This is a genomic window from Colwellia sp. 6M3 (genome assembly GCF_014077595.1).
GTDB lineage: Bacteria > Pseudomonadota > Gammaproteobacteria > Enterobacterales > Alteromonadaceae > Cognaticolwellia.
In genome coordinates this window covers 11,988-38,583 of sequence record NZ_JACGWF010000038.1, presented here as the reverse complement: position 1 = coordinate 38,583, position 26,596 = coordinate 11,988, and the positions used below count along the sequence as shown (strand labels likewise).

Below are 26,596 nucleotides of genomic sequence, written 5' to 3'. Positions count from 1 at the left end.
GGAAATATGAACATGAAGATGTTCTATCAACTTAAAAACTAAGAGGTCAAATTTTTTGGCTTCTTGAATAAAATTTAATTTTTACATAGGAAATCAAAAAATGAATACAAAGAAAAAAGATTTTAGACATCACACGAGTAAAATTTCGGTAATAACACCTGAGGCGAAAACATTTATAGATTACGAAAGAATGTTGAAGCAAGTTACAAAAGCTACTTCAGAAAAATCAATGGAAAAAATTAGCGTTAAACATCGTAAATACATAGGCACTAAGGTAATTACATCTGACAGGGTTGTTAATTTAATGATGCATGGTTGCGAGTTAATTACAGAAACTTTTCAGAATATGCCAATTGAGCTAATAGAAAATAATAAAGAAATAGAAAACATAATAACCACGCTACATGTTCTATTTGATGAACTCGACTTAGCGGAAGTTGATAAGAAAGCCATTGGGTGCTTTTCATATCTAGTCAGAGGTTACACTCAGGTATGTACAGAGTTAGGTATGTCCGTAAACAACGAACATGGTGATGTTACAGGATTGCTAACTATCTATTTGCTCATAGCATATGAGTACATTAACTTAAACCAAGCAGCTTAAGCTCATTATTTAATAAATTAACGAGGTAATTATAATGATTTCACTTGAAGAAATTAAAAATCAGCTCGAAAAAATGGACGATGTTCGTCTAATCACGTACTAGCACAGGTAGCAGCTTCAGGTTGTAATGAGAATTATGGTGTCAACCTTTATCAAGCATCATATAAGTTCGACAAATATAATAAAAAACTAATGTGGGGCGTAACGAATATCACTTTACAGCCTGATTTCAGTAATAAGGCACAGTACGAAATGATGATATGGCTAAAGAGTGCTACAAAATACGAAAAATCATAAATAACACAACTTAAAAAATACAGGATAACTGAAAATGTAGATAAATTACAAAATAAACAAACAAACAAAACATTTTTACATAAAACAGGAGTTTGCAAGTGCAAGCTTTTAAACAAAATCATGAAGTATATTGGAGGGCAAAAAACTAAAAATTTTGTTCTACGCCCTCCTATATTCAAATTTTATAAAATTTCAATATTAGAGGTCTAAAAAATGAAAAACTTTAAACAAAAAATTCCACTATCTAGCTATTCAATAGCTAACCCCTCGTGTAGAAAAAAAGACAAACCTGGACAAAATCAGTTAGTTGCAACTAAAAGCTGTATACTTAATTTAATTAAGTTATTAGGTAATGTAAATCCATTTACTTTTTTAAGTTGGAGGTACCATCAATGAAAAAAATTACATTACTTGAATGGGCTGAACAAAATTATAGTAAAAAATTCGGTATCGGCACTTTGAATAAATGGGCGAGAAATCATTTGATAACTCCTGCTCCAGTAAAAATAGGCGGAAGTTGGCTAGTTCACCCTAACGCTACTTATGTTCAGAAAACTATTGAATGTAAAAGAACAGAACATGCTTTAAAAGAGTTAAAACAGTCAACACCAGCAAACTTCAACCTAAATAATAGAACTCAAAGGATTATAAATAATGGCTAAACCACGTAACAATTTAAACGCGCACGATATAAAAAATCTATATATTAAAAAAGACAAACGTAGCAAGACAGGTTTTTCTTGCCAGTATAAAGATCCTCGCTTTAATGATCCTAGGTTCCCTGATGCAGCAAAGCAATTTCACAGTCTTGGGTCTGATATTGTTGCAGCTAAAGAAGAGGCTATTGAACTAAATGCAGTTTTATATGGAAAGATCGCCAATGCAAAAGTAAATAGAATTTTAACTACTCCATCAAATACCTGCACTGGTATTCAATTAAAAGTGTGGCTCGAACAATATCTATCTTATTGTAGAAAAAAGTTAAAAAATGGAGAAATTAAGCCGAATACTTTCAAAATTAAGAAAAATATTACTATGGCTATTCATAAGGCTCATGGTGATTTATTTTTTGCAGACATTAATGTCCGTAAAATTGCTGAATTGCTTAATAGTTATATAAAATTAGATCAAAATCGAATGGCTCAATCTGTTCGATCTATATATATTGATATTTACAAAATAGCTATTGGCAACGGTATTGATAACATAACCGCTAATATTGCATCTATGACAATAAACCCTGATGCAAAAGTCAAACGTGAACGTTTAAGCTTTGTTCATTTTGAAAAAGTTATTGAGGCTTATAAATATGAACCTCATAGACTATCGGCTTTACTCGCTGTTATAACAGGGCAACGAAGAACTGACTTATGTTTAATGAGAAAACGTAAAGGTAAAGATTGGGATGAACGTTATAAGGCATACAGGCTAAATTCAAACCACTTTGTTAATGAGGATTACACAAGCTTTGCTGATTTAGTAAAATATGCACCTTATTCATTCGTTGAAGATGATCAGCTTTGTGTATTTCAACTGAAAACAGGAAACCTATTAAGGATCCCCTTAAGTTTAAGGCTGGAGAAACTCAACTTATCTGTTGGTGATGTGATTAATAAAGCTAACTTATTTAAATTCTCACCTTTCGTACTTCACCATACTACGGCAAGAGCAGTTAATAAATTGGGTGATCCGTTACATGCAGACACAGTTTCAAGAACTTTCGCCAAAGCTATTATAGCAACTGGTATTGAATATATTTTGAAGCCTCCGTCATTCCATGAATTAAGATCATTATCTGAACGAGAGTATAAAGTTCAAGGAGTAAATACAAAGAAACTATTAGGGCATAAACATGAGAAAATGACTGATGAATATGATGACCTTCGTGGTTGTGACTGGTCGAAAGTAGAAGCGGTTTAATCAAAAAAAAATTAATAAGGTAGTAGTTCAAGTGTTAATCAACTTATTTAAATTTAAAGTTTTAACTAAAAAAATACAGGCAGAAATAAGATTACTGCCTGTATTAAGTCTGAAACGATATGTTTCTTTGTTAATTATTTAGTCTTAATGCTCCATAGCTATAGTTTCATTTTCCCATGATACAAAATAAGAGTTACGTGGAATTCCTTCAAAATCGTAACCTCCTTGTGCTCCAACAAGAACACCTACTGCTTCAGATGAGTAAGCCATCTTCCATTTATTATCTAATTTAACAAATGTAATTCCATTTGCATCTTCATAGATTGTCCGTATTTTATTACCCTCTGGTACAACCCACCAAACATATGGATAACTTGTTTCTGACTGCCCCATTTTCAAGAGCATTTCAGTAACTAATTCTCTTAGAGTTATATTTGGATTATCAAAACTATTTTTTTTGCCAAAGCCATATTAAAGTTATTTAACCAACCTTGTTCATAGACAATAACATTTGAGAGTTTACGGGTAGGCATTGCAGGAGATGAAACGCCATTAACCCATGGTGATGCAACTTTAGACCGTGAACCTCTTCGAAGCCATCGTCCCTCTTCGGAAAGATTTCCTTTTGCAAATTCACGCCAAATTTTTTGTATTTCGTGAGGCACAATTTATCCTTTAATGGTTAAGTCTTACAAAGAGAAAAATAATATTACTTTATTAAAATAAGCAATTAAGGCCATGAAGTGGTCTTATAAGTGACTTTTATTTGTATTAAAAACCTTTCGATTTAAAAACTCTTTCCCAAGGAAAATTAGGCATTGATGAACCTACATTTTTTTCTACTCGCATTGGTTTAAGTTCTATTTTTGCATATTTTTTATTAGATTCTTTCTGCTTATCAACGGCCATATTGTAATCTATATTTAGTTGATAAAGTGCAGCCCTTGCATTACGAATAGCTTTCAATAAGTTAACAAGCTCATCATTTTTATTTAAAAATTGATTCCCTAAGACCTGAAGTTCATCAAGGAGATACCCTTTATAATTTTTTCGCCCACCAATCATTAGACGCATATTCAATTCGGATTGAAACTTTTTAGGTTTTTTAGGCTTTAACTTATTGAAGAACTCATTGCTCAACTTATCTCTTTTGAGTTCAAACTTTTTTTCGCCATCAGAAATTAAACTATTTAAACTTAAGATTTTAGTATCTAATTTTTCTATTTCATCCATTGAAATACCCCATTATGTGTGGCAAAAGTTAACCTAAAAATAATATTAAAAGAAGCGACAAAGGGGTAAGAATAAACTGTTATTAGTCTTGCTTAATTACTTATAAAGCTTGACTACACTGAGCTTCTTTTATGATAGTTATTTGCTTTTTTCCAGCACTCTTTTGATTTAGTTAAGTGCTTTGCAAGGCCATTGGGAAGTTCATAATTGCAAAATGGACACTTATCTAATTTACTTATACCCTTCTTTAATACCTTCGTTTTTTTAAGTGCTATTTTTTTTCTAGTTTCACTTGTAACCCTCTTTGCCAGTTCATTAATCGGCTTTGGCTTAAAGCTCGAATTCCAAATTGAATTGCTCATTAGATTTACTCTAGTTCAACAGTTTATTATGGATACTACTCAGAAATCTCAGTCCCATAGTTTTATTTAATTACATTATTATATTTAGGTCTGCCCCACAATATTTATAAACTTTTAAACATTCATTTAAAACAGTAATGAAATATATAAAGTTTACAAATAAAGTAGCTCATTTGGGGAATCGTTGGGGAATCATTGGGGAATGAACGTAAGTCATTGATTTATAAGCAACGACAGATATTGCCCATACAGACAAATAAAATAGACTTTACACTTTTTAAATCAGCTTGATTAGTCACAAAGATATTCCTATTTTCTTTAATAATATAAAATGGATTAACAGTGCTTCCACACTTAATAATCATTGAATTAGATATCCACAAACATCAACATTTAACCGCCTTAGAGTAGAAAATACAATGTTCTCCTCTTATATGGTTATTGTTATCTTAACCATTACCCATCCTTTATTCAAAAGATAGCCGATGAAAGAGTTAATTCAAACTTATAACAATCACCATTAATTAAGTGCCATTACCGTTACAGATATTAGTCATCATCAGATAACATTACATGCACAATAAAGGGCAAGTAAAACTATAACGCGCAAGCTATATTTCCACAACGATCGTCCTTCAATTGTGTAAGTTGTTAATACACAGTAAACGCTTAACAATATTTAAGATAAAACACTGTCTATAAGTGGTGAGTTACCCGTATTTAATCTTTAGTTTTCTGCTAGGTGCCCAGTTTTAACCCATATCAATGTATCTTGCTCAACATAAGGCTGATGAGCACTTAAATGTGGGCTTCTGATCCAAGTACCTGCTGGGTAATGTCCAAGTTCATCAATAAGCTCTCCACTGATGACATAAATCTCTTCCCCATTAAAGTGATTATGTAAAACAAATCTCTCTCCTGCAGGCCAAAAAACAAGAGCAACATTTTCGTTTTCAAAACTATGTAACGGCTTTACTTTTAAATTACCGTAACCGGGTAGCCATGTTTGTTGAGCTGTATCGATACTGATGCGTTGAGTATCTAAAGGTGACATTTGGTGTAGCTTAACCAGTAATTCACATCCCTGAATACTAAAAGGCGCATGTATAAAGCCCTTAGGGTTGCGAAAATAACTCCCTGCTGGATAATCCCCGGTTTCATCAGAAAACACACCTGAAAGCACGTAGATTTCTTCACCTAATGGATGATTATGTGAAGTGAATTTTGCACCTGCTTCATATCTAACAATACTGGTTGCATGACCGCTTTCACGGTTCTCACGCGCTAATGGTTTTCTCATAACACCAGGTGAAGGGCTTTTTTCCCAAGCTTTTTCTGCTGTATTAATTACAACCCGTTGTTTAAAGTCCATATTAATCATATTAAGTTTTCTCACTTGCATTGGTAGACTGGTATGCTGGCTATTTTTTCATATTAATCAGGTTGAAGTTAATTCATCAAGTAAGCTATTAATCTAGCCCAAAGGTTTAACGATGAATTAAATACAAAAAATACAAATTAAAGTTATTACTTGAATTCGCTATTTCTGCTACATTAATAGTATTGCTAGTATAAATTGATAAAGGCTTATAATTCAGTTAGCTTTCACTCAATTTAAGCGTGTCGGTATCTTTATTTCAGCTTAATTATGCCTAAGCTGTATTAAATCGATTGAGCTATTAAACAAGTATAAGCTAAATAGTAAGCCATATATAATTGCAAGAAAGCTTATCGACACTTGAAAACTATAAACTCAAAAAATGTTTACTGCACTAAGGGTAAAACCTTAATTACTATTCACTTATAAGAGTATTTATTTTTGATATTTCCCGAATTAAGTAAAAAAATCTCTACGGCTATTATTGCATTAATATTATTCGCCATAACATTAAGCTTTGTTAGTTTAGTGAATGATATTGACCAGAAAAACATTGATGAGTTCAACAGCCCATTTACCATTAACAGCAGCTACTTCATAGATAAGAGCAATAATGCTGATATAAATGAGGTTTTAACCTCTGCCCAATTTATCGAAAGTAACATAAATAGTATCCCTTATGCACTTGCAGAGCAAAGCTACTGGATAAAGCTTTCCTTGCATTATCCAATCGGAAAATCACTATTATCAGTCAACATTCAAGAAAGACGAGCATATGAAAATGAGCATTTAGTCTTAATGGCTGAGCATAGTATGCTTGATAGCTTTATTGTTTACGAGCTAGGCGCAATCAAAGCACCAACAATACTTTTTGACAAGTCTTTAACTGACTTAGAAGTTAGCCAAAACGTATATCCTGCAGTAAATCTAGAGCTAAACCAGTTTGGTTATAGCGAATACTTAATAAAACTAAAGAGCTCAGGTCCTCCTAATATCCCTTTGCAATTGTTTAAACCAGACGATTTTGAACAAAGGTTACTATTGTCTCAGCTTATTTATGGTGCATTTATTGGCATTTTGCTCATTATTGCTATCTATAATTTAGTACTATTTTTTGCTGGCAAAGATAAGGTTTATTTACTCTATATAGGATACCTTATATCTGCTTTTGCCGTGCTTTCATCATTAACTGGCTATGGGTACTTTCTTTTTTCTGAACAGGTAATGCACTTACTTAATCAATATCTCATCTTTAATGACTTTTTATTAATTATATTCCTTCTATTATTTACCTTATTCTTTTTACGCTATGACAGATTAAATCACTGGGCCTATAAAGTTTGCATTGGCTTTGTCGCTATTATAAGTCTATTAGCTCTGTATTCACTTTCATTAGATGAATTAGCACAAACCAAACTATTTTTCTCAATACAGCCATTATTCTATATTGTCGCGCTTTACCTTATTTTTAATCGTTTAAAACAAGATTTTTCTTGGGCACGCTTTTACTTTTTATCTTGGTTACCTTTGTTTGTTGGTGCAATTATTCAACCTATGGTGTTGCTAAATCAACTTGAATATAGCTTTTTAACCGGTCATGCCTTTCTATTTGCCATTATGATCGAAGTTACCTTTATGGCTTTTGCATTAGCTGAACGCATTCGCCGAAGCGAGCAAGAAAAATTAACCATGATTGCTTATCATCAAAGTAATCATCTCCCTAGACAAACCAATCTAGAACACAAAATTAATGAAATTTTAAAGGACGACATTCAAGACTTCACTGTTATCGTCATTAAGCCTGAGCAATTTCAACGTATTGAGCTTTATATAGATGAGCAAACTAGAGTTAAATTCATTCAAGATTTAAATCAAAAGCTCTCGTCATTATTTAGGTTCAATGATGCTGTACTTCATACGACTGACCAACTCGAAAAACTATGCTATTTGGAAAACTGTAGCTTAGCAATGGTGATTAACAACGTAGATAATGAGCAAAATATAGAGCTATTCATTCACTCTATTCAACAAGCAGTTCAAGATGTTTACTCGATTAAAAATCTTAAGTTACCCTTATCAGCGTTTGTTGGTTTAGCTACGTATCCTGAGCATGGTAGTTCAAGTGCAAGTTTAATCAGTAATGCATCAATTGCCGCAAGTAATGCCGAAACTAGCCAAAGCAAATGGACTTATTATGCGCAAAAAGACAGTGAAAATAGCCCATCTTCAATACAATTAGCCATTGATTTAGAGCAAGCGATAACCCATAAAGGCTTTGAGTTATTTCATCAACCGCAGATTGACCTAAAAACAAATAAAGTTTGTAGTAGCGAGTGTTTAATTCGTTGGAATCACCCAGTGCTAGGCGCAATATATCCCGATGTATTTATTGCGATAGCAGAAGATTTTGGTTTAATGCCATCGCTAACATTATGGGTAGTAGAAACGGCGCTAACTCAACAGGCTCGGCTTACTGAACATACGGGTCTAAACCATATGGTTTCTATAAATATCAGCGGTAAAGATCTTATTCAAGCTAATTTTATTGATGACGTTGCCGGTATAATTAGTCGTTGTGATATTAAAGCTGAAAAAATTATTTTTGAATTAACTGAGTCTATTTCTTTTGCGCAAAATAATATTGCTATAAATACTATTGAGAAGCTTATTGAACTGGGTATTACTATTAGTATTGATGACTTTGGTACAGGTTACTCATCGCTATCTCAAATTAATCAATTACCCTTCCAAGAACTCAAAATAGACCGAGAATTTGTTGAAGATGTATGTAGTGACATTAAACGTAAAGTGATTGCTGAAACTGCGGTAAAAATGGCAAAAGGACTTGGATTAGAAGTGGTCGCCGAAGGTATAAACAGTGCTTTAGATGAAGAAACCCTGCGCAGTTTCGGCTGTGATATTGGTCAAGGCTATTTTTATGCTAAACCTATGTCTTATGATGATTACCTAGAATGGCTAAACAATCTGACTAATGGTCAAATACCTAAAAGTTTAGATGGCGAATTTATTCCTGTTGATAAATAGCGCCACTAATTATGCTTAAAACAATTGGTTTTCTAAAGTTTTACCATTAATAATTTGTGTGTAAGACCAATTGTTTTTTATTAACATATTGAGTAATTCAATTTCAACATTACCTACGTCATGCTCATTATTAATCGTGAGTAAATATTCTCTATCTTGCGTCATATCAATATGTTCAACACTGGGTATTTGGCTTATTGACGCTATTATATCTTGATATTGCTGTTTCATTCTCAAGGTTAAATAACGAGTATTGACATTATTACCATGAGTTTGATGTTGCTTTAATTTACCATTTTCTAGATACAGTACCCGATCACATAATCGTTCAAGCTCATTAAGATCATGTGAGCTTAAAATAAAGTTAACCTCACTAGCATGATCCGCAACAATTGCACGAATCTCTCTAGCATTTACAGGGTCAAGCCCCGCAGTAGCCTCATCCAGCATCACAATTTCAGGACTGCCCAATAAAGCTTGAGCTATAGTGGCGCGTTTACGCATGCCATGCGATAACTCGCTAGGTAAACTGTTAACAGCATCTAATAAGCCCACCATCTCTAACACTCTTAGCGTGTCGTTTTTAGCCTGTTTTCGGCTCATGCCTTGCAATCGTGCATAAAAGGATAATTGCATAGCGATAGAGAACCTAGGGTCCAATTGTGCATCTTGAGGTAATGCAGATAAACGCCCAAATAATGCAGAGTCTCCGGGTGAATGACCTAAAACACTGATATTGCCTGAAGACGGCTGTATATAACCACATAACAAACTAAACAAGGTGGTTTTTCCAGCGCCATTTGGCCCAACTAGCGCAACTGGAGCACCTTTTTCTAACGAAAATTCAACATTATTGAGGGCCGTATTATTACCGTACTTTTTCGTTAATTGTTGAACATCAATAATTAAACTCATAATGAAGCCCTCTTCATCATTAAATGGCTACCAATGAGTAAAACAGCCGTTTGTAGTAAAGGCAAAAAGTATTGACTTGCAATATCACTACTTTGAGATAAAACACTACTGATTTGCCCACCAGGAAATATTAAGTTGAGATAAAAATTTTGGCCAAATTGATATTCTATAAATACAACGAATAAAGGACCTAAGGCAAAAAATAGGGTTGCAACCACAATAGCAAGTCGCGCAGAGGTAACAAAAGTATTAAGCAAAGACATAAGTGCAATAAACGGTGCTACCACGATAATTAATTGCAAACACAGTTGAATGCCAAGCATAATACTGTCGGTCAATAAGGTTATATCTCTTAAGCTTGCTAATATAGTTGTCGCAATGGCAGTCAATAAAATCAATATCGACATGATTAATAATTGCCCTAAAAAACGTCCCAAAACTAACTCTGCTCGGGTTGTACGTAAAGTAATAAACCTTAATGTACCACGCTGCTTGTCTGAACAAATTTGATCGCTACATACCAATAACGCAAAGCTTGGAAAGAAGTAAATCGCCACTAACCAATAAATAGCGTATTCAGCAACAGGCCAATCTAACAAGGCAGAAAGCCCTAAAGCGCCAAATAATTGTTTTGCCATACTTTCAAACGAGTTCGATGTAACAATCGCTGATGCAGAGCCAACAAAATAATAAAGAATAATAAACCAGATAGCAGCAAATGCTAATAACGCCAGTAAGCCGCGTTTAGTTTTAAATAAACGTACGATTTCAAACGTAACTATATTAAAGAGTCTTGAAAGGTTAATGTTCAATTGGCACCGCTATTTTATAGGTTAAGCTCAGTAAAGTAATTGTCGGTTAATGAGCTTCCTCATTAACCGATTAGGAATTATTTCATGCTCTATGTTCACATGAACAGCCTTAGTGCTGACAATGTGAGTTTAATTAGTCATAGATTTTAAAGTAGACTAAATAACAAACTTAATACGAGGTTTAGCCCCTTCTGATGTATCTATTTGTGCTTTACAAAATAATAGCCTAGCTGAAGGCACTTTTAATTGATCGACTAAATGAGACTTGAATAAATCAACGCGTTGTTGTGATATTTTACTTAAACGTGCAATATTTTCTGGTAAATGTGCTTGTGTCGCATCCGCTAGTTCTATGTCACTCGCCGTTGCTACCGCACAAAGTTTAACATTGGTATTTTCCCTGTCTGCCAACATCACGGCCATTTGTCGGCTAAACTCTAGTTGTTCTGCGTTTAATTCAATAGCTGTTGCAGGATAAACTAAATCATTTATTCTCAGTTTAAGTGCAAACTCACCTGCTGCCATTGCTACTTTCATTACACTTGCATAAGGCACAAATGTGGTAATTAAATAGTCTTTCGCTGCTGACATAGTCGCTTGCTTAACCAGTAATGTTAATAATCCTGATAAGCCAAAAGAAGGTGAGTTTGTGTCACCTTTTAACGGCAAGGTCAGTTCAACATTACCATCAGAATCTTTTAACATACCTAAAGCAACATTAAACGGTACGCTGAAGCCATCAGATATCGCGCCTCTTTCATTATTATCAGCCGCAGTAAACTCTACACCTCTTAATAAAATATCAACATCGCCATTAATTTTATTTCCAGTCAAGCCAGCATCAATAGTGAGATCGAGTTGACCGCTTTCAATTTCATATTTTAATGCTTGTTTAATATAGCTAGAAACACCCGGTAAACTGAGTTCTTTAACCACAGCATTTAGTTTGAATTTTTGTTGCTCTGCAAACGGTACACCGCGACCTTTTATATCAAAGCTAGCGTATTTATCTGTTTTCCCTTGTATATCAAGTAGCACTTCTTGTTCAGGGTTACCCGTATCAACATCAGATAAAAGCAGATGCGTAATATTGACATTACGCTCATAGTTCGGTGTAACACTGCTGTCTTTAAAGTCTACTTGAGCATCATCTAATAAGGTAAATTTACCTAATCTAAATGCTTGTTTCGCCACGGGAGCAGCTTTGTCTAACTCGGCAGCTTCTTCGCTAATTTGCTTGCTGTCTTCCTTGCTCGTTACTTCGTTAGTCACCTTTGGATTTTCAATCGTTTTATCTGTGTCTTCATTACTGCTTGCGCTATTTAGAGCAACAAGTGTAGCTAACTGTTTATCTTTATCGAGTAACACATTAGCAACCACCCCAGATAAGGCTATATCATTAATAGCAATAAGCTCTGGGCTGTATTCAATTGTATTGACAGTTAAACCATTGAATGAGGCTAATGATGGCATTTTTTGTTCAATATTTTTTGAGAACTGGCTTTTAGCAACAACCACGCTTTCAACATTTACTTTCGGTTTGTTGTTTTGATATTGAAGAGCAATATTATTAATCGATATATTTGCAATTTCGGCTAACAATGCTTCTTTGTCTGCTGCATTTGCCGTAACTCCATCGATGGTCACATTAATCAAGGTATCGATACTTATCGGGTTATTATCCGAAATTATAACCGCTAAGTTTTTTGCCTGAGCTTTTTGATTTTTAACCGCAATAGCAATATTGTTTTGCACAACATTAAGATCATCAATAGTCAGCAGCAACTCACCCATATTAACTAATGTTTGCGCTTTACTTAACGCGATATTGTATTGGTTAGAATTAGCTACTTTGCTATCGACTTCACTATCAACTTCACTATCAGCTTTTAAAACAGAAGGTGCAGATGATGGCGGCGATTGAAATTCAAGCATTTGCTTTTTGACTGAAATGGCTAGATTCTCTTGCTCAACAATTAAGTCTTCAACAGCTAACAACAGTTCCTTAAAATTAATTAACGTTTCTTTTTCGTTAATGGCAATATTAAATTTACTGGTATGACTGACCTTGCCTTTGAGCGTTAAAATTTCTGGTGGTAAAAAGGCTTTTACTGTATTTAGTTCGATATTTTTGGCATCAAGCTCAACACTAATAATCCCTTGTTGTTTCAGTAAACTCCCATCAATCTTCACTTTAACTGGTGCGCCATTTAAATGGCTGACCAAGTTTAATTTAATATCTTGCTCACGTTGAGACAATAAAATGTTCTGTAATGAAATAGAGTCTAATTGAATGTTATGTTTCTGTGAAAAATACATTAATTCAATATGTGCATCTGATAATTGGAATTCAGGCACAATAACTTGATAAGGAAAGTTGCCACTGTCAGGAACGTTTTCAGGCTCAGGTTCGACTGGAACAGGGTTTTCATCCATTAATTCAATACCGGCAATATTGAGGGAAGATTCGTTCACCGTAATAGGAATAAAGATACCATTGAGGGTAAATTCAGCGATATATATTTTATCAAAAAGTAACTGGTACAAATGCAACTCTGCATTGAGACTTTGCAGTTTAAGTGCACTATTTTTTTCATTCGCTTTTACTTCTAAATCACTTATCGTTAAATGTGCTGTAAATGGGTTATAGCGAATACTCGATTTATCGGTAAGTAGTAATGGCTTAGGTAAGCCGTAAGTATTGATAACGTAGCGTATTATAGTTGGTGAGAGTAACCAAATGAGAGCATAAATAACGATAAAACTGATAACTAAAATTTGAACTAGGCGTTTAAAATAACGACCCATACTAGATTCCTATATATGACAAATAAGCACAACCATGAACAACTTCATTGAAATGTTATTGTACTGTTTATATGATTCAAAAAATGAAAAGACTATCGAAACATTATCCGATAGCCTCTTTTAAAAAGCTTAACAATCTACTCGGCTTTTAACAAGTCGATAAATTGTTGAGATTGCTCTATAGCTTGACTCATGTCAGCGACTAACGATTCAACATCACGTTTTATCGTTTTATATTCACCTTGTAGAGCACCAATGGCTTGCGCATTTAAATTATGTTTAAGATATAAACTGTTATCTTTTAATGCAGATAAAACTGGCGCCATTCTGTCTTTGGCACGATACATAGACTTAATAAGTCTTTGATAAGTACGTTCAGTTTCTCTTAATTTTTGTTGGCTTTGTTGCTTTAAGCTATTGCTCGCGTATTGTTGAATTTCATCATTCCATTCATCAAACAAGGCATCAGCCACACTTTCAATAGCGTCGATACGAGATGTTACTTCATCAGCAGAAGCTTTACTTGCTAAGTACTGATCATTAACCATCTCATATTGCGTCGCTAAATCACCACCATCGTAACTGATCAATTGCGTAAGTTGCTCTAACGCTGATTTAAACTGCACCTGTGCATCTTCTTGTGATGTTTGTGCGTCTTCAACTCTATCGAGCATAATATCGCGCTTATGTACGCCAACTTTTTCCATAGCTGAGTAATAAGCCGACTGACAACCGGCTAGCAATACGAGTGTAACAAGCATAAATGAAAATTTTGAAACAACACTTTTTTGCATTTTTAACTTTTTCATAAATTATTACCGCTACTAAATTTTGCAGCATCGATAATTGCCCATAAATGCGTAATTGCCGCAAATGCAATGGGGAATACTAACCATGAAAGTCCCCAAAAGATGCTCGCAAAAACAAAAAACAATAATGCCGGCAATATACGACCTTGAACCAACTGGCCTAAACCTGGAATAAAAAGACTGCAAATCGCGGCTAACACATTACCGCCTGAACCTTGCTGTGCCATAAAAATCTCCTAAATATAAAAAACACACATTAATATAATGAAAAGTATAGCATTAGATTAATTTGTAAGCTGCTGTTATTGGGTCTATATATTGTAAAAAAATAAGACACAATATTTGACTATATTTAACCTAACTTCTACTGCGCAATAGCTAAGCTTTGAGTAGAACTATCATCACGAGCTAAAACTATCGTTAGATTTATAGGCTAGCATTACTTAATCATTAAGCCTCTTTTTTTGCCAAATACCCTGTTCTACTTTGCCCTGAAGTTTAATATCATCAGCGTTAAATGCCATATCAGCATCACTTACGTTTTCAATTTTTCGTTTGGCATTATAGTCTTTAGTTAACGCAACTATGGTAGGTGTTAGTTGCACAATAGCGATAACATTCACTAAGGTCATCAGCCCTAAAGCCACATCAGCCATGCTCCATACTTGTTTTAAACTAGCACTTGAACCCCAAAAAACCATCGCTAAATACATAGTTGTATATATAGTTCGGCCAATCTTATTATCGAGTTTGAAAAAATGTAAATTACTTTCAGCGTAAGCGTAATTTGCAACCACGGATGTAAAGGCAAACAAACTAATAGCCGCAGAAACGAAATAAACGCCGTTCTCACCTAAATGATGAGTAATAGCATTTTGGGTTACACGAATACCTTCCATTTCACCGGTAAAATTAATATCAGCCAGTAGAATAATAAACGCGGTGCAAGTACAAAGCACCATAGTGTCTAAAAATACCCCTAGCATCTGCACATAACCTTGTGTAACCGGATGATTAGGAACTGGTCTAGCGCTGGCAGCAGCATGAGGCACACTACCTGCTCCCGCCTCATTAGAGTACAAGCCACGTTGAATACCATTTTTAATCGCCGCGCCTAACATGCCAGCGCCAGCCTCTTGTAAACCAAAAGCTGACGTTATGATGTCATAAAGCATCGCAGGTACAGCAGTAATATTCATTAAGGTAATGGCTATCGCGACTAAAACAAAAGCAATGCCCATAAAAGGTACAACTAACTCGGCAAAGCGAGCAATACGCTTAAGCCCACCCAATACAATGCCACCCGCAAGTATGGTGATCACTAGCCCTGAATACATACTCGGAATGTTAAATGCGTGATTTAAAGAATCGGCAATGGTATTAGCTTGCATCGCACTAAAACTAAAGCCATACCCTAAAAATAAGCACAATGAAAATAATATCGCTAACCAACGTTGGTTTAGACCTTTTTGAATATAATAAGCTGGCCCACCTCTATATTCTTTATGGTCATCGCTCACTTTATAAAGTTGCCCTAAAACACTCTCAGCAAACCCCGTAGCCATCCCTAACAAAGCAATAACCCACATCCAGAATATTGCACCGCTACCACCAAGCGAGATAGCAACAGCTACACCGGCTAAGTTACCTGTACCTACTCGTGCAGACAACCCTATAAACAATGCCTGCAGTGAACTAATACCAGAATTATCATCGGCGTTTTCATCCTGCTTACCACTGTTTTTTATCACAGAAAACATATGACGAAAATTAAGGATTTGTATAAATTTCAGCTTAAATGAAAACCAAAAGCCAGCGAACAACAATACATAAATGAGTACCTGCCCTTCGCCCCACAAAACATTATTTATACTCGAAACAATTTGTTCGAAATTCATTATTACAGGACCTTTATAGGGGGTTAATATTGAGGAATATTGTGGATATTAATTTAACTTTATCACGCTAATTTAAATAAGGTCGAGTAAAATTATTGCAGATATCATTAAAATAGCAGGCTAAATGTAATAACCCACTAAGTAATACTAATTAATATGAGTTTTAAGCTTTATTAACGTTGCAACTGAGCAATTTTAGCCTTCGAAAAGCAACTAAAAAGCACCGGTAATACAAATAATGTTAGCAAAGTAGCTGTCACTAACCCACCAACAATAACGCTCGCTAAAGGCCGTTGTATTTCTGCACCTACGCCATTAGACATTAACATAGGGATTAAACCTAATGCCGACGTTATCGCCGTCATCAGTACGGGTCGTAAACGTGAAGTTGCGCCTTCAAATACAGCTTTTGAAACCACTGAGCCGCCTTGAATTCTTTGGTTGATACTTTCCACCATTACCACGCCATTTAATACCGCCACACCAAACAATGTAATAAAACCTACAGAGCTGGGTACTGATAAATATTGCCCTGAAAGATATAATGAAAAAACACCACCGATAATAGCTAATGGTACATTCAGTAAAATCAGCATGGCTTGCCCAATTGAGCCAAAAGCAAAATATAACAATAATGCAATTAAGCCTAATGACACAGGTAAAACTATAGCTAGCCTAGCCTGCGCACGCTGCTGGTTTTCAAATTGACCACCAATAGCGACTGAATAGCCCGCAGGTAAATCAACATTGGCGGCAATAACCGCACGAATATCAGCTACAACACTGCCCATATCTCGGTCTTGTACATTGGCTTGAATAACCACTCGACGCTGAACATCATCACGACGAATTTGTGGTGGCCCAGATTCAAGTGAAATATCGGCAATGTCGCCTAAACGTACCCAAGCCCCTGTAGGTGATTGCAGACGAATCTCTGCAATGGCATCGCGATTATTACGACTACTCTCCTGTAAACGCACATAAATGTCATAACGTTCGTTGCCATTAATAACTTGGCCAGCAGTTATACCGCCGATACCATTTTGTACCAATGACATTACATCACCAACAGAAAAACCAAAACGCGACAACTGTTCCCTATTTGGCTTAATCACTAATTGCGCTTCACCAACAATTTGTTCCATAGCAACATCGCGAGCGCCTTCAACCGTTTTAATGGCGCTTTCAATCTCTTGCCCTTTTAATGCGAGAATAGTTAAATCAGGTCCAAAAAGTTTAATCGCTAATTGCGCTTTAACCCCCGACAGTAATTCATCTACACGGGTAGCAATAGGCTGTGAAAAATTAAGCAATAATCCTGGGAATTGCTCTAACTCTATTGCCATTAAGCGCTGAAGTTCGTAACGATCGCTCGCACTTGTCCACTCGCTAACGGGCTTCAAACCAATATAGATTTCGATGTTGTTTACAGGCTCGGGATCACCGCCAATTTCAGCTCGTCCCATGCGGCTTAGTGCATAGTCTACCTCAGGAAAAGCCATTAACTTTTCCTCTAATATCGGGGCGACTTGCAACGCGGTAGCTAAACTCGAAGACGGGGCCAATGTAGCACGCAGGTTAATCGTCCCCTCTTCTAATTCGGGCACAAACTCTGTGCCTATTTGCGGCACTATAGCCATGGCACTAAATAGCAATATTAATGAGATACCAATAACCACTTTCGTTTGTTGCATAGCGATGACTAAACTTTTGCGATACCAACGTTCAAGTGGACGTAAAATCATACTTTCACGCGCTTTAACACCTTTTTTAAACATATATGTCGCCAGTGCAGGCACAACAATCAAAGCGACAAAAATAGCTGAAATTACCGCTAAAATAATACTTATCGCCATCGGTTGAAACAATTTAGCTTCCACGCCCTCAAAGCTAAATAGCGGCATAAATACCACTAAAATAATTGACGCCGCAAAAAATATTGGCCGAGCAACCTCTTTACCTGCTTGCTTTAATTCTAATGGTATTCCGCTACTGTCATCGTGCACCACATCATACGAGTCACTGTCAGTAAACTTAGTATCGTTTCGAGAAATAACGCTACTCGAATGTGCTTCATCAGCTCGATTAAGGTGCCTAAACATATTTTCAACCATCACTACTGAGCCATCAACCAACATGCCAATAGCTACAGCTATTCCGCCCAGAGACATTAGATTTGCCGATAAGCCCAAGTACGACATGATCATTAACGTGATCGCGATTGAAATAGGAATGGAGATTAATACTAGAAAGGTTGCACGCAAGTTCATTAAAAACAAAGCTAGTACAGTGGCGATAAAAATAAACGCAAGAATAAGTGACTCAACGACGGTGTTAACCGCTTTCACGATTAAGTCAGACTGATCGTAAAAAGCTTCAAAACGCACACCTTTTGGCAGTGCTTGTTCAATTAAAGGTAAGCGCGCATTAATACCATCAATGGTCGATTTTGTATTTGCACCCATACGCTTAAGTACGATGCCTGAAACCACTTCACCTAGGCTTTCAATATCGCCATTTTTGCTACGCCTAGTCATAGTGGCCGCACCTTGGCGAATTTCACTACCAAGTTCAACACTTGCGACATCCGCAACCGTAATTACCGTACCATCAACCGTTTTAACCGGAACTTGCTGAATATCAGTTAAACCCGCGGCACCGCCACTAAACCAACCTGTACCACGCACCACTAATTGCTCTTGCCCGCGATTCATGTACCAACCACCAACATTGCTATTATTATTTTCTAATGCGCTAATAATATCGCTTTGACTCAGCTCATAAGAAAGTAATTTACTCGGTTCAATATTCACTTGATATTGACGAACATTACCGCCGAACGATAATACGTCAGTCACGCCATCAACTGGCATTAGTAATAACTTAACAACCCAATCGTTAAGACTTCGTAACGCCATCGCGTCATAACCGGCATCTTCATCAGCGATCAGTAAGTATTGAAATACTTGCCCTAATCCTGAGGTATTTGGTCCCATTTCTGGCGTACCTACACCTTGTGGTATTAATTCTTTCGCCGCTTGTAAGCGCTCAAAAACTAATTGACGAGCAAAGTAAATATCCGTGCCTTCCTTAAAAACCACGGTAACACCCGACAAACCAGTTTTTGAAATTGAGCGCACTTGCTCAACATCAGGCATGGCATACATTACCGCTTCAATAGGGTAAGTAATTAATTGTTCTACTTCCTCAGCCGCTAAGCCTGGTGCCTCTGTATTTACGGCGACTTGTACGTTAGTCACATCAGGGAAAGCATCCAAATTTAACTGTGGGATAATAAACACTGAGCCAACCAGTGTTGCCGCTAACATCAACATCACCAATAGGCGATTATTGACAGAAAAATCGATCATTTTATTAAACATAATATTCTGCTCCTACTTCTTCGCTATTGATGAATTAATGGTTATGCGGATCAAAACCGCCTTTAGCTATTTCAGAAGCCACAAAAAATGCGCCTTTTGTTACAATACGAGTTTGCGGTGCTAGGCCTGAAATTTCACGAAAACGTCCTAACGAACGACCTAATATCACTTCAACCGCAGAAAACTCACCAGGATGTCCTTCAACAAATACCGTCCAATCACCATCACTTGAACGCATCAGTGCTGATTCGGGTACTGCCATTACTTTCACGTTAGTTTCAAAGCTAAAATTTACATTAACGAACATGCCAGGATGCAAACGGTCATGATCATTTTTAACCGCCAAGCGTACAATACGAGTACGCGTTTTTGGGTCTATGGTATGTGCCTCTTGAATGACAGTGGCGACAAAATATTGATCGGAAATTTCAATAACTGCTTGCGTGCCCTTGGGTAAATTCAATTGTTTATTTGGCGAAACGCGCGCTTCAACCCAAAGTTCACTTTCATCAGCTAACACCATAATGGCGTCTCCAGCTGAAACCCTCTGCCCTTGCGAGAAATCATCACTGAGTACCGCTCCTGCTCGCTGAGCAATTAAGGTGTATTCACCAAGTTCCTCAACATAAGCATTTAGCAAGTTACCCTTAACAATTTGTGCAATAGCGGTTTCAGTTAAGCCAAAGGCTTTCAAACGACTGTAGGCAGAAATATAATCGGTTTCTGAGCTTAATAACTGTCTTTCACTCACGGTTTCTTTGCCGAGTTTTTTATTTCGTTGCCAGTCGTTATAGGCAACACGATATTTCGCTTGTGCTTCGGCAACCGATTCACTAAACAGAGTGACTAAAGCATCGCCCTTTTCAACATGTTGCCCTAATGTGGCATGGCGAGAAACCACCACAGACTCAGTGCGCGGAGAAACAATATAGCTTTTATAGCCATTGGCTTTAATCTCACCTGGTGCATAAACATGACTGGCAAATATTTTTGCTGATATTGCTGAAATTTCAATACCGGCAAGTGCCATTTTTTCCGCACTGAAACTTGCACCTTCTTGATGATTCTCTTCTGCGGGTTCTTTATCGCTTGATAAGGTTAGTAAAGCGCTTTGAGAAAAGTTTTGGTTAACATCATCTTCATCGCCCTGATTTTCATGGTCTTTTTCCGCACCTTCTACTCCATGTTGGTGTGGATTAACTTTAGTTTTATTGGTTTTTTGCTCAGTTGCTTTATTTTTTTTGTGATCATGACTGGCATGGTTATCTAACAATGTTGCCGTTTTTTCTGGTGATTTTTCGCTTGTCACATTAACTTCCCTTGCCATCACTGAAGTACTAAGTAACGTAGTTAATGTGAAAGGTACTAATAAAACCGCTGATTTTCTGAGAGTGCATATACCTGTTAAAACAGCGAGCTTTGCGAGTGAATTTATAATTAAACAAGGTGAAATATAACGTAAAAATAGCGCAGCCATATTAAGGCTACTCGGTTGAAACTTACTCATAGTGATACTCTTAATTTAGTTTTTTAAGATGACTTTTAAGATTGAAAATCGAGGTTTATTTATTTGATTGACTAAAACGCATCACGCAGCACTGAGTTGCATAAAGCAAATAACTCAGCTGAGTGTTGTTAAAGTAAACAAAACATATCGATTAACAAAGCATAAATATCCAAACCAGTGCATTGCATGTTCAGATAAATTTGAGGTAAGTTTTAAACTATAGGTGGGCGATGTTCGGGTGTTATCCAAAGTGACACTAAGGCTACTTTTCTAGTCAAAATATTATCATTACTTTTGTGCGTAAAGCTTGTTGAAATATTACAAGTAATATAAACAACCGATGGCGCATGACAATGGCAGCAATGATGACAATCGAATGGGTCTTGTTCACCGGCATCAGCATTATTAAGCGTACTCGCTAACGTGCCTTCTTGATGAGATTTATGTGATTCATCTAAGTTACGATGAGACAAATTTTGCGTTGAGTCTTTATTTTGGTGGCTGCTGTGTAAATCAAAAGCAGACGCAATTGTTTGACCAGCAAACAAAAGAGCAAACATTATAATTAACAAACGATTAAACACAGCTTTAGTTCTCTTAACAACGAAACAGCAGTGTAAGTTAATTAATAGTGGGCTTCAACCTGTGTATGTTTAATCGCTTCTGGTATTTTGGCTTAACTTGTTAAAAAGTAGTGTAACCTTTAAGTAGAGCTATATATTACGTAAAAAAACAGTAACATTTTAATACAAATGAAAACTATATATTGGTATTAAAAAGCAAGCTGCACATCAAAACTATGTTCAGTAAACCATAAGCATTAAACTATGTTCAGTAAAGCATGAGCATTAAAAAATGTTAATGCTCATTAGCTCATTTAATTTATAGTTATATTCACCGTCTTATTCCACTCAGCTTTAATTTGCAGTTGATTAGCACTACTATCATACCAAGCAGCAATAGAATGATCAGTGAACTGCTGTTGATTCGCTACTAGTTTTATCGCCTTATTATTAACTTTTATCTTCGCTGAATTATCGCCGTAATGATGGATCACTACGCTCAATTTACGTGATGCAGGCATTCCTGAAAAGTCACCCGCTTGTTGTAAGTTAAGCGACAAGTTATTGCCTTGTTGTTCGGCATTAAAGGTCAGTTTTTCATAATCACTATTAGCTAGCGAATTCGGATCTTTACCATCATCGTTATACATCAATGCAGAAGATGATTTTACCGATGTGTCAGCGTAATAATGTAAGGTTAAATTTTTGGTGTTGTAATCTTTGGTTGATTGCACCGCTTCAACCATAGGAATAAAAGCGCCACCTCGAACTAACACCGGCGTTTGATCTAGCGGTGCAGCTATAGTTACTTTTTGATTGCCTAAATAGCGTTTATCGTTCCAAAAGTTAAACCAAACACCTGTTGGCAAGTTCACCTCGACACTACGGGCACCTTGTTCCGTTACAGGTGCAACAAGTAAGGCATCGCCATAAAAATAACTATCTTTTTCATCAATAAGATCTAGCTTACTTTCATCTTCAAAAAACATCGGTCGCATTATAGGCATACCTGTTAAGCTATTTTCAATGCTTAACGAGTAAATGTAAGGCATTAACTGATAACGTAACTTAACGTATTCACGCAAAATATCTTTAGTTTCAGTGTCATGAAATATTGGCTCTGGTTTGGCATTTTCTTGAGCGTGCGGGCGATAAACTGGCTGAAAAACACCGTATTGTAACCAACGGATATAAAGTTCTTTATCTATTGGACCATCACCGGCAAAGCCACCTAAATCGGAGTGGATATAACTTAAACCGAGCACGCTCATTTGTAATGCTAATTCTACTTGTGGTTTAAAACCACCCCAACTGCGACTTACATCACCTGTCCATGGCACCATGCCGTAGCGTTGTGAACCAATAAAACCTGAGCGCATTAAGATAAATGGGCGTGTTTCAGGTTGAAATTTCTGTAACCTTTTAAAAACCATTTCAGCCCATTTATGACCATAAGCATTATGCACTTCATCACCGGTAACTTTACCTCCAGCAAAGTTATGCAAACCATTTGCAGGATGCACTTCAGGTTCGCCTAAGTCCCCCCACCATCCTGCCACACCTTGCTCGGCGAGTTGTTGATAATATTGCCAAAACCAGTCTTGACTCTTTTCATCAAAAACATCGACTAAACCCGTATTGCCGAAATAGAAGTCAAACTTTTCAGGCTGCCCCTGGGCGTTTTTCATTAAGGCGCTATTTTCAACCGCACTTTGCCATTGACTTGAAGAAGTTAAAATAAAGGGCTCCGTGATCATAATGGTATTTACCCCTTGGGCTTTAAAGTCTTTGATCATAGCAACCGACGTTGGAAATGCTATTTTATCCCAATTCAAATTACCCATATGGCCTTTTATATCAGGGCCAAACCAATATAAATCAAACACGATGGCATCAAGTGGGAAGTCTTCATCATGATATTTTTGTACCACAGCACGCGCTTCTTGCTCGCTATGGTAGCCAAAACGGCTGGCAATATTACCTAAACTCCAACGCGGAGGTAATGGTTGCTTTCCGGTAACATCAACCAAGTTCTCAATTAATTTTGGATAGCTATCGCCGGCAATAATCAAATAAGACGTGCGTCCACCAACGGCGCTAAACTGTAATATGTCAGCTTCGTCGTGAGCAATATCAAGCTCACCATTTGCAGAGTTATCGAAGACGATAATATATTTGTTACTCGACATAATGGCCGACAAGCCATAGTACATTTGATTTGACTGATCCTCGTATCCGTAATGAGCACGATTATATAGTGGCATTTTTTGACCACGACGATCCATACCTAACACGCGCTGACCGCCACCTACAATTTTCTCTTGAGGTTGTAATTTAAAACGAAACCCTAAAGTAAATTCAATCGGAGGCTCTACATTTAAGTCTTTTACTTCAATGACTTCGTTGTCCACGGGAAGTTTAATTACGTCAGTTTTTACAGTTACTTTTGGTATTACAGCTTGAGGTTGCTGAGTAAAAAGTCCAAGCTCTTCAGCAGCGATATACTCGCCATTAGGTTTGGTATAACGAATATTAAAAGGTGATTTATTGATAATCGCCACCAAGAATTTACTGCTCAAGGTTAACGCTTTCGCAGAATCTACAACCGTTAAGTTTCTTTCATCTTTATTGTTTGACGTGCTAACGGTGTCGATAGCAAATGACGGTAATTGCTTGAAACCAATCGGTTGATAATGCACTTCGAACGCAGATTGATTAAGCGCATTAATTTCAACAATACCATCGCTCGTCCTTACTGCTAAGGTGTTACCTGATAATTGATGGTTAATATAATCGCGAGTTAATCCCTGCCAGCTGATAAATATTAAAATCAAGGCAAGAAGATATAAAGCGCTCGATTGCATTTGTTTTTTGGATTCAAAAGTGATTTTTTTCATCATGACTTAACGGCCTGAAGTTGATAAACAAAAGAGCTTAATGGCAACATAGTCACGTTAACCGTGGCGGTTTTATCAGCGTGAACCGTTAGTATATTTGAACTGCCATAAAGTAAATCTACTAGCGGGTATTCGCCCGCCGGTAATTGCCACTGATTCACTAAATTGCTTGGTAATTGCAAGTTATATTGATAGCTATTTTCACTATCGAAGTTGCTAACAACAATTAACCTTTCTTGTGCTTGCCAACGAGCAAATGCAAATTGCAGATGATTATAAGTGCTTAACGCTTTACGGTTATTTTCATGTAAGCTTTGGTAACTCCCTAACATTGCGCTATTTTGCGCTGAAATGGTCATCAAGCGTTGATAAAAGTCTCGCAAACTTTTCTCATCATCAAACAATTGGCCACCATCGAACTTTCCGCCATTCATCCAACGTTGATGTGCAGGTACACCAGCATAATCAAAAATAGTAGTACGAGTTGGGTCGCCAAAGCCTGTTTCTTCACTGCCATCTTCACCAACTTCTTGGCCAAAATAAATCATCGTTGGCGAACGGCTAATTAACGCTGAAACCACCATGGCGGGCTTTGCTTTTTCAGCGCTTCCGGCAAAGTCAGGGCTGGCAATACGTTGCTCATCATGATTTTCTAAAAAATGTAATAAGTGTTGTTCAATGTCGCTGTAACGTTGTGCAATATTAGCTAAATCTGCTGTATTTCCGTGACCTTGCATAATATCTTTCAGACGGTCATAAAAATCGACTTTGTCATACAAGTAATCCATTTTTCCTAACTGAATGTAATTTCTATATTGTTTGGGGTTATAAACTTCTGCCAATATAAAAGCATCTTTATTGGTCATTTTTATGGCTGAGTTTAAATAACTCCAAAACTCAACGGGCACCATTTCTGCCATATCGTAGCGAAAGCCATCTACACCTTTATCCAGCCAAAATTGTGTAATATCACGAAATTTCACCCAAGAATTAGGCACTTTTTTATTACGCCAAAATTCACTATGCGCTTGATAACTTTTGAAACGATACGACTCAGGTAATCTTGCAAAGGTATAGCTACCATCAGGCTTTACTCCATAATTCACTTTAATGGTTTCATACCAATCGTTAATACTGGGCTGCGCGGCACGAGAACCATTACCAGTCCACTTTGCAGGAGACTCGTTAAATATCCCATCAGCTAACGGATGCTTTTCACCTCCTAAGGGTGCATAGCCATCATTAGATTCAGGTACTTTAAAGTCTTCCCCCACGACATAATAAAAGTCATTATCTGCTGAGAATTCAACCGTTTTGTCATCGTCAGCACCAAAGTCACGTACCCCTTTAGGTTTACCTAACGATTGATAGTCGCGTGCAATATGATTTGGCACAATATCAATAATCACTTTCATGCCTTGTTGATGCGTTCTGGCAATTAAGGCTTCAAATTCTTCTAAGCGTTTAGCTGGGTTATCGGCTAAGTCGGGGTTAACACTGTAATAGTCTTTAACAGAATAAGGTGATCCTGCACGCCCTTTCACTACATCTGGGTCGTCATTATGAATACCAAATTTTGTATAGTCACCAATTAAGGCATGATGTGGAACGCCGGTGTACCAAATATGACTAACACCTAACGCTTTAATGCCGAGTAATGCTTTATCAGTAAAGTCACTAAACTTACCCACACCATTTTCATCTATCGTTCCCCAAGGCTTATTGGTAGTATTTTTATTACCAAATAACCGAGTGAACACCTGATAAACAACAGGCTTACCTTGTTCAGCATGTTCATTACTCGCTGCAATCTCAGCTACATTACTTAAATCAGTTAAGTTCATCGACTCTCCATCTTCAATTGTACAACCGGGCAAAAAACTAGCGAATATTAAGCTTGAAGCCACAATTTTTAGTCTACTGAAATGATTGATTTTTGATACACAACAACGCATTTTATAACCTTAAACATGAATGCTACCCATTTAATTCAATATCAGAAGTAAGGCAACAACAAAGACAATATTTCGAGAGTACACATTAAATTGCAGTCTGACCAACTGCATACGATTTCATAAAAAATTTAATTTCTTTTTGCCGTCATTAATTTGTAAAAACGAATCTTGAATCTACCCACTTTGCAAAAATGTATTTATCTGATCAAA

Annotated in this window: 20 protein-coding genes; 4 read left to right on the top strand and 16 right to left on the bottom strand. The window is 36.6% G+C overall.

All coding sequences use genetic code 11. From position 1 onward, the window contains the following. Positions 1-100 precede the first annotated feature (100 nt). From H4J50_RS10160 to H4J50_RS10150, 3 genes are all read left to right on the top strand, one after another. Positions 101-604 carry a hypothetical protein gene (locus tag H4J50_RS10160; protein ID WP_182256154.1) on the top strand — a complete coding sequence of 168 codons (504 nt, stop codon included), beginning with the start codon at positions 101-103 and terminating at the stop codon, positions 602-604. Positions 605-1,293: 689 nt separating this feature from the next. Beyond that, positions 1,294-1,563 carry an excisionase gene (locus tag H4J50_RS10155; protein WP_182256153.1) on the top strand — a complete coding sequence of 90 codons (270 nt, stop codon included), beginning with the start codon at positions 1,294-1,296 and terminating at the stop codon, positions 1,561-1,563. Further along, on the top strand, positions 1,556-2,821 hold the full coding sequence (locus H4J50_RS10150) for a tyrosine-type recombinase/integrase (protein WP_182256151.1): 1,266 nt from the start codon (positions 1,556-1,558) through the stop codon (positions 2,819-2,821). Before H4J50_RS10155 ends, H4J50_RS10150 begins: the two co-directional genes overlap by 8 nt. Before the next feature lie 144 nt (positions 2,822-2,965). On the opposite strand, the gene H4J50_RS10145 is transcribed toward H4J50_RS10150, so the two are convergent. The 5 genes from H4J50_RS10145 to H4J50_RS10125 form a co-directional block, all read right to left on the bottom strand. Beyond that, positions 2,966-3,214 carry a hypothetical protein gene (locus H4J50_RS10145; protein WP_182256149.1) on the bottom strand — a complete coding sequence of 83 codons (249 nt, stop codon included), beginning with the start codon at positions 3,212-3,214 and terminating at the stop codon, positions 2,966-2,968. A 35-nt stretch (positions 3,215-3,249) separates the two neighbouring features. Next, positions 3,250-3,486, bottom strand: coding sequence for a hypothetical protein (locus tag H4J50_RS10140; protein ID WP_182256147.1), 237 nt, complete (start codon positions 3,484-3,486; stop codon positions 3,250-3,252). 106 nt (positions 3,487-3,592) lie between these two features. Next, the gene (locus H4J50_RS10135; RefSeq protein WP_182256145.1) at positions 3,593-4,054 is read right to left on the bottom strand and encodes a hypothetical protein; all 462 of its coding nucleotides are present in this window, start codon (positions 4,052-4,054) and stop codon (positions 3,593-3,595) included. 113 nt (positions 4,055-4,167) lie between these two features. Further along, on the bottom strand, positions 4,168-4,416 hold the full coding sequence (locus H4J50_RS10130; RefSeq protein ID WP_182256143.1) for a hypothetical protein: 249 nt from the start codon (positions 4,414-4,416) through the stop codon (positions 4,168-4,170). Positions 4,417-5,143: 727 nt separating this feature from the next. After that, entirely contained in the window at positions 5,144-5,797 is a 654-nt protein-coding gene (locus H4J50_RS10125; RefSeq protein ID WP_182256142.1) for a cupin domain-containing protein, read from the bottom strand. A 438-nt stretch (positions 5,798-6,235) separates the two neighbouring features. On the opposite strand from H4J50_RS10125, the gene H4J50_RS10120 reads away from it, so the two are divergent. After that, positions 6,236-8,839 carry an EAL domain-containing protein gene (locus H4J50_RS10120; protein WP_182256140.1) on the top strand — a complete coding sequence of 868 codons (2,604 nt, stop codon included), beginning with the start codon at positions 6,236-6,238 and terminating at the stop codon, positions 8,837-8,839. 15 nt (positions 8,840-8,854) lie between these two features. Here the strand turns inward: H4J50_RS10120 and H4J50_RS10115 are convergent, their stop codons facing one another. The 11 genes from H4J50_RS10115 to H4J50_RS10065 all read right to left on the bottom strand — a co-directional run bounded on the left by H4J50_RS10115 (position 8,855) and on the right by H4J50_RS10065 (position 26,275). Continuing rightward, positions 8,855-9,754 (bottom strand): ABC transporter ATP-binding protein, encoded by a 900-nt coding sequence (locus H4J50_RS10115; protein WP_182256138.1) that lies wholly within the window; start codon positions 9,752-9,754, stop codon positions 8,855-8,857. Continuing rightward, positions 9,751-10,566, bottom strand: coding sequence for an ABC transporter permease subunit (locus H4J50_RS10110; RefSeq protein ID WP_182256136.1), 816 nt, complete (start codon positions 10,564-10,566; stop codon positions 9,751-9,753). The genes H4J50_RS10115 and H4J50_RS10110 overlap by 4 nt, the downstream gene beginning before the upstream one ends. A gap of 156 nt (positions 10,567-10,722) precedes the next feature. Continuing rightward, positions 10,723-13,374, bottom strand: coding sequence for a DUF748 domain-containing protein (locus H4J50_RS10105; RefSeq protein ID WP_182256134.1), 2,652 nt, complete (start codon positions 13,372-13,374; stop codon positions 10,723-10,725). A gap of 137 nt (positions 13,375-13,511) precedes the next feature. Continuing rightward, positions 13,512-14,183, bottom strand: a complete 672-nt coding sequence (locus H4J50_RS10100) for a DUF2959 domain-containing protein (RefSeq protein ID WP_239058963.1) — start codon at positions 14,181-14,183, stop codon at positions 13,512-13,514. Then, positions 14,180-14,410, bottom strand: a complete 231-nt coding sequence (locus tag H4J50_RS10095) for a hypothetical protein (protein WP_108456287.1) — start codon at positions 14,408-14,410, stop codon at positions 14,180-14,182. Before H4J50_RS10095 ends, H4J50_RS10100 begins: the two co-directional genes overlap by 4 nt. A 216-nt stretch (positions 14,411-14,626) precedes the next feature. Then, positions 14,627-16,081, bottom strand: a complete 1,455-nt coding sequence (locus H4J50_RS10090; protein ID WP_182256133.1) for a sodium:alanine symporter family protein — start codon at positions 16,079-16,081, stop codon at positions 14,627-14,629. Between the two features lie 173 nt (positions 16,082-16,254). After that, positions 16,255-19,464: an efflux RND transporter permease subunit gene (locus H4J50_RS10085; RefSeq protein WP_182256131.1), complete on the bottom strand. Its 3,210-nt coding sequence runs from the start codon at positions 19,462-19,464 to the stop codon at positions 16,255-16,257. A gap of 34 nt (positions 19,465-19,498) precedes the next feature. Beyond that, entirely contained in the window at positions 19,499-20,971 is a 1,473-nt protein-coding gene (locus tag H4J50_RS10080; RefSeq protein WP_259366217.1) for an efflux RND transporter periplasmic adaptor subunit, read from the bottom strand. A gap of 212 nt (positions 20,972-21,183) precedes the next feature. Continuing rightward, entirely contained in the window at positions 21,184-21,531 is a 348-nt protein-coding gene (locus tag H4J50_RS10075) for a hypothetical protein (protein WP_182256129.1), read from the bottom strand. Between the two features lie 317 nt (positions 21,532-21,848). Continuing rightward, positions 21,849-24,434 (bottom strand): TIM-barrel domain-containing protein, encoded by a 2,586-nt coding sequence (locus H4J50_RS10070; protein WP_182256127.1) that lies wholly within the window; start codon positions 24,432-24,434, stop codon positions 21,849-21,851. Then, positions 24,431-26,275 (bottom strand): alpha-amylase family glycosyl hydrolase, encoded by a 1,845-nt coding sequence (locus tag H4J50_RS10065; protein ID WP_259366216.1) that lies wholly within the window; start codon positions 26,273-26,275, stop codon positions 24,431-24,433. The genes H4J50_RS10070 and H4J50_RS10065 overlap by 4 nt, the downstream gene beginning before the upstream one ends. Positions 26,276-26,596: the final 321 nt, after the last annotated feature.

Excerpts from the sequence above, each read along its gene's own strand:
- H4J50_RS10160 (WP_182256154.1), top strand. The coding sequence starts at position 101 with ATGAATACAAAGAAAAAAGATTTTAGACATCACACGAGTAAAATTTCG.
- H4J50_RS10155 (WP_182256153.1), top strand. The coding sequence starts at position 1,294 with ATGAAAAAAATTACATTACTTGAATGGGCTGAACAAAATTATAGTAAA.
- H4J50_RS10150 (WP_182256151.1), top strand. The coding sequence starts at position 1,556 with ATGGCTAAACCACGTAACAATTTAAACGCGCACGATATAAAAAATCTA.
- H4J50_RS10145 (WP_182256149.1), bottom strand. The coding sequence starts at position 3,214 with ATGGGGCAGTCAGAAACAAGTTATCCATATGTTTGGTGGGTTGTACCA.
- H4J50_RS10135 (WP_182256145.1), bottom strand. The coding sequence starts at position 4,054 with ATGGATGAAATAGAAAAATTAGATACTAAAATCTTAAGTTTAAATAGT.
- H4J50_RS10130 (WP_182256143.1), bottom strand. The coding sequence starts at position 4,416 with ATGAGCAATTCAATTTGGAATTCGAGCTTTAAGCCAAAGCCGATTAAT.
- H4J50_RS10125 (WP_182256142.1), bottom strand. The coding sequence starts at position 5,797 with ATGATTAATATGGACTTTAAACAACGGGTTGTAATTAATACAGCAGAA.
- H4J50_RS10115 (WP_182256138.1), bottom strand. The coding sequence starts at position 9,754 with ATGAGTTTAATTATTGATGTTCAACAATTAACGAAAAAGTACGGTAAT.
- H4J50_RS10105 (WP_182256134.1), bottom strand. The coding sequence starts at position 13,374 with ATGGGTCGTTATTTTAAACGCCTAGTTCAAATTTTAGTTATCAGTTTT.
- H4J50_RS10100 (WP_239058963.1), bottom strand. The coding sequence starts at position 14,183 with ATGAAAAAGTTAAAAATGCAAAAAAGTGTTGTTTCAAAATTTTCATTT.
- H4J50_RS10095 (WP_108456287.1), bottom strand. The coding sequence starts at position 14,410 with ATGGCACAGCAAGGTTCAGGCGGTAATGTGTTAGCCGCGATTTGCAGT.
- H4J50_RS10090 (WP_182256133.1), bottom strand. The coding sequence starts at position 16,081 with ATGAATTTCGAACAAATTGTTTCGAGTATAAATAATGTTTTGTGGGGC.
- H4J50_RS10085 (WP_182256131.1), bottom strand. The coding sequence starts at position 19,464 with ATGTTTAATAAAATGATCGATTTTTCTGTCAATAATCGCCTATTGGTG.
- H4J50_RS10080 (WP_259366217.1), bottom strand. The coding sequence starts at position 20,971 with ATGAGTAAGTTTCAACCGAGTAGCCTTAATATGGCTGCGCTATTTTTA.
- H4J50_RS10075 (WP_182256129.1), bottom strand. The coding sequence starts at position 21,531 with ATGTTTGCTCTTTTGTTTGCTGGTCAAACAATTGCGTCTGCTTTTGAT.
- H4J50_RS10070 (WP_182256127.1), bottom strand. The coding sequence starts at position 24,434 with ATGATGAAAAAAATCACTTTTGAATCCAAAAAACAAATGCAATCGAGC.
- H4J50_RS10065 (WP_259366216.1), bottom strand. The coding sequence starts at position 26,275 with ATGAACTTAACTGATTTAAGTAATGTAGCTGAGATTGCAGCGAGTAAT.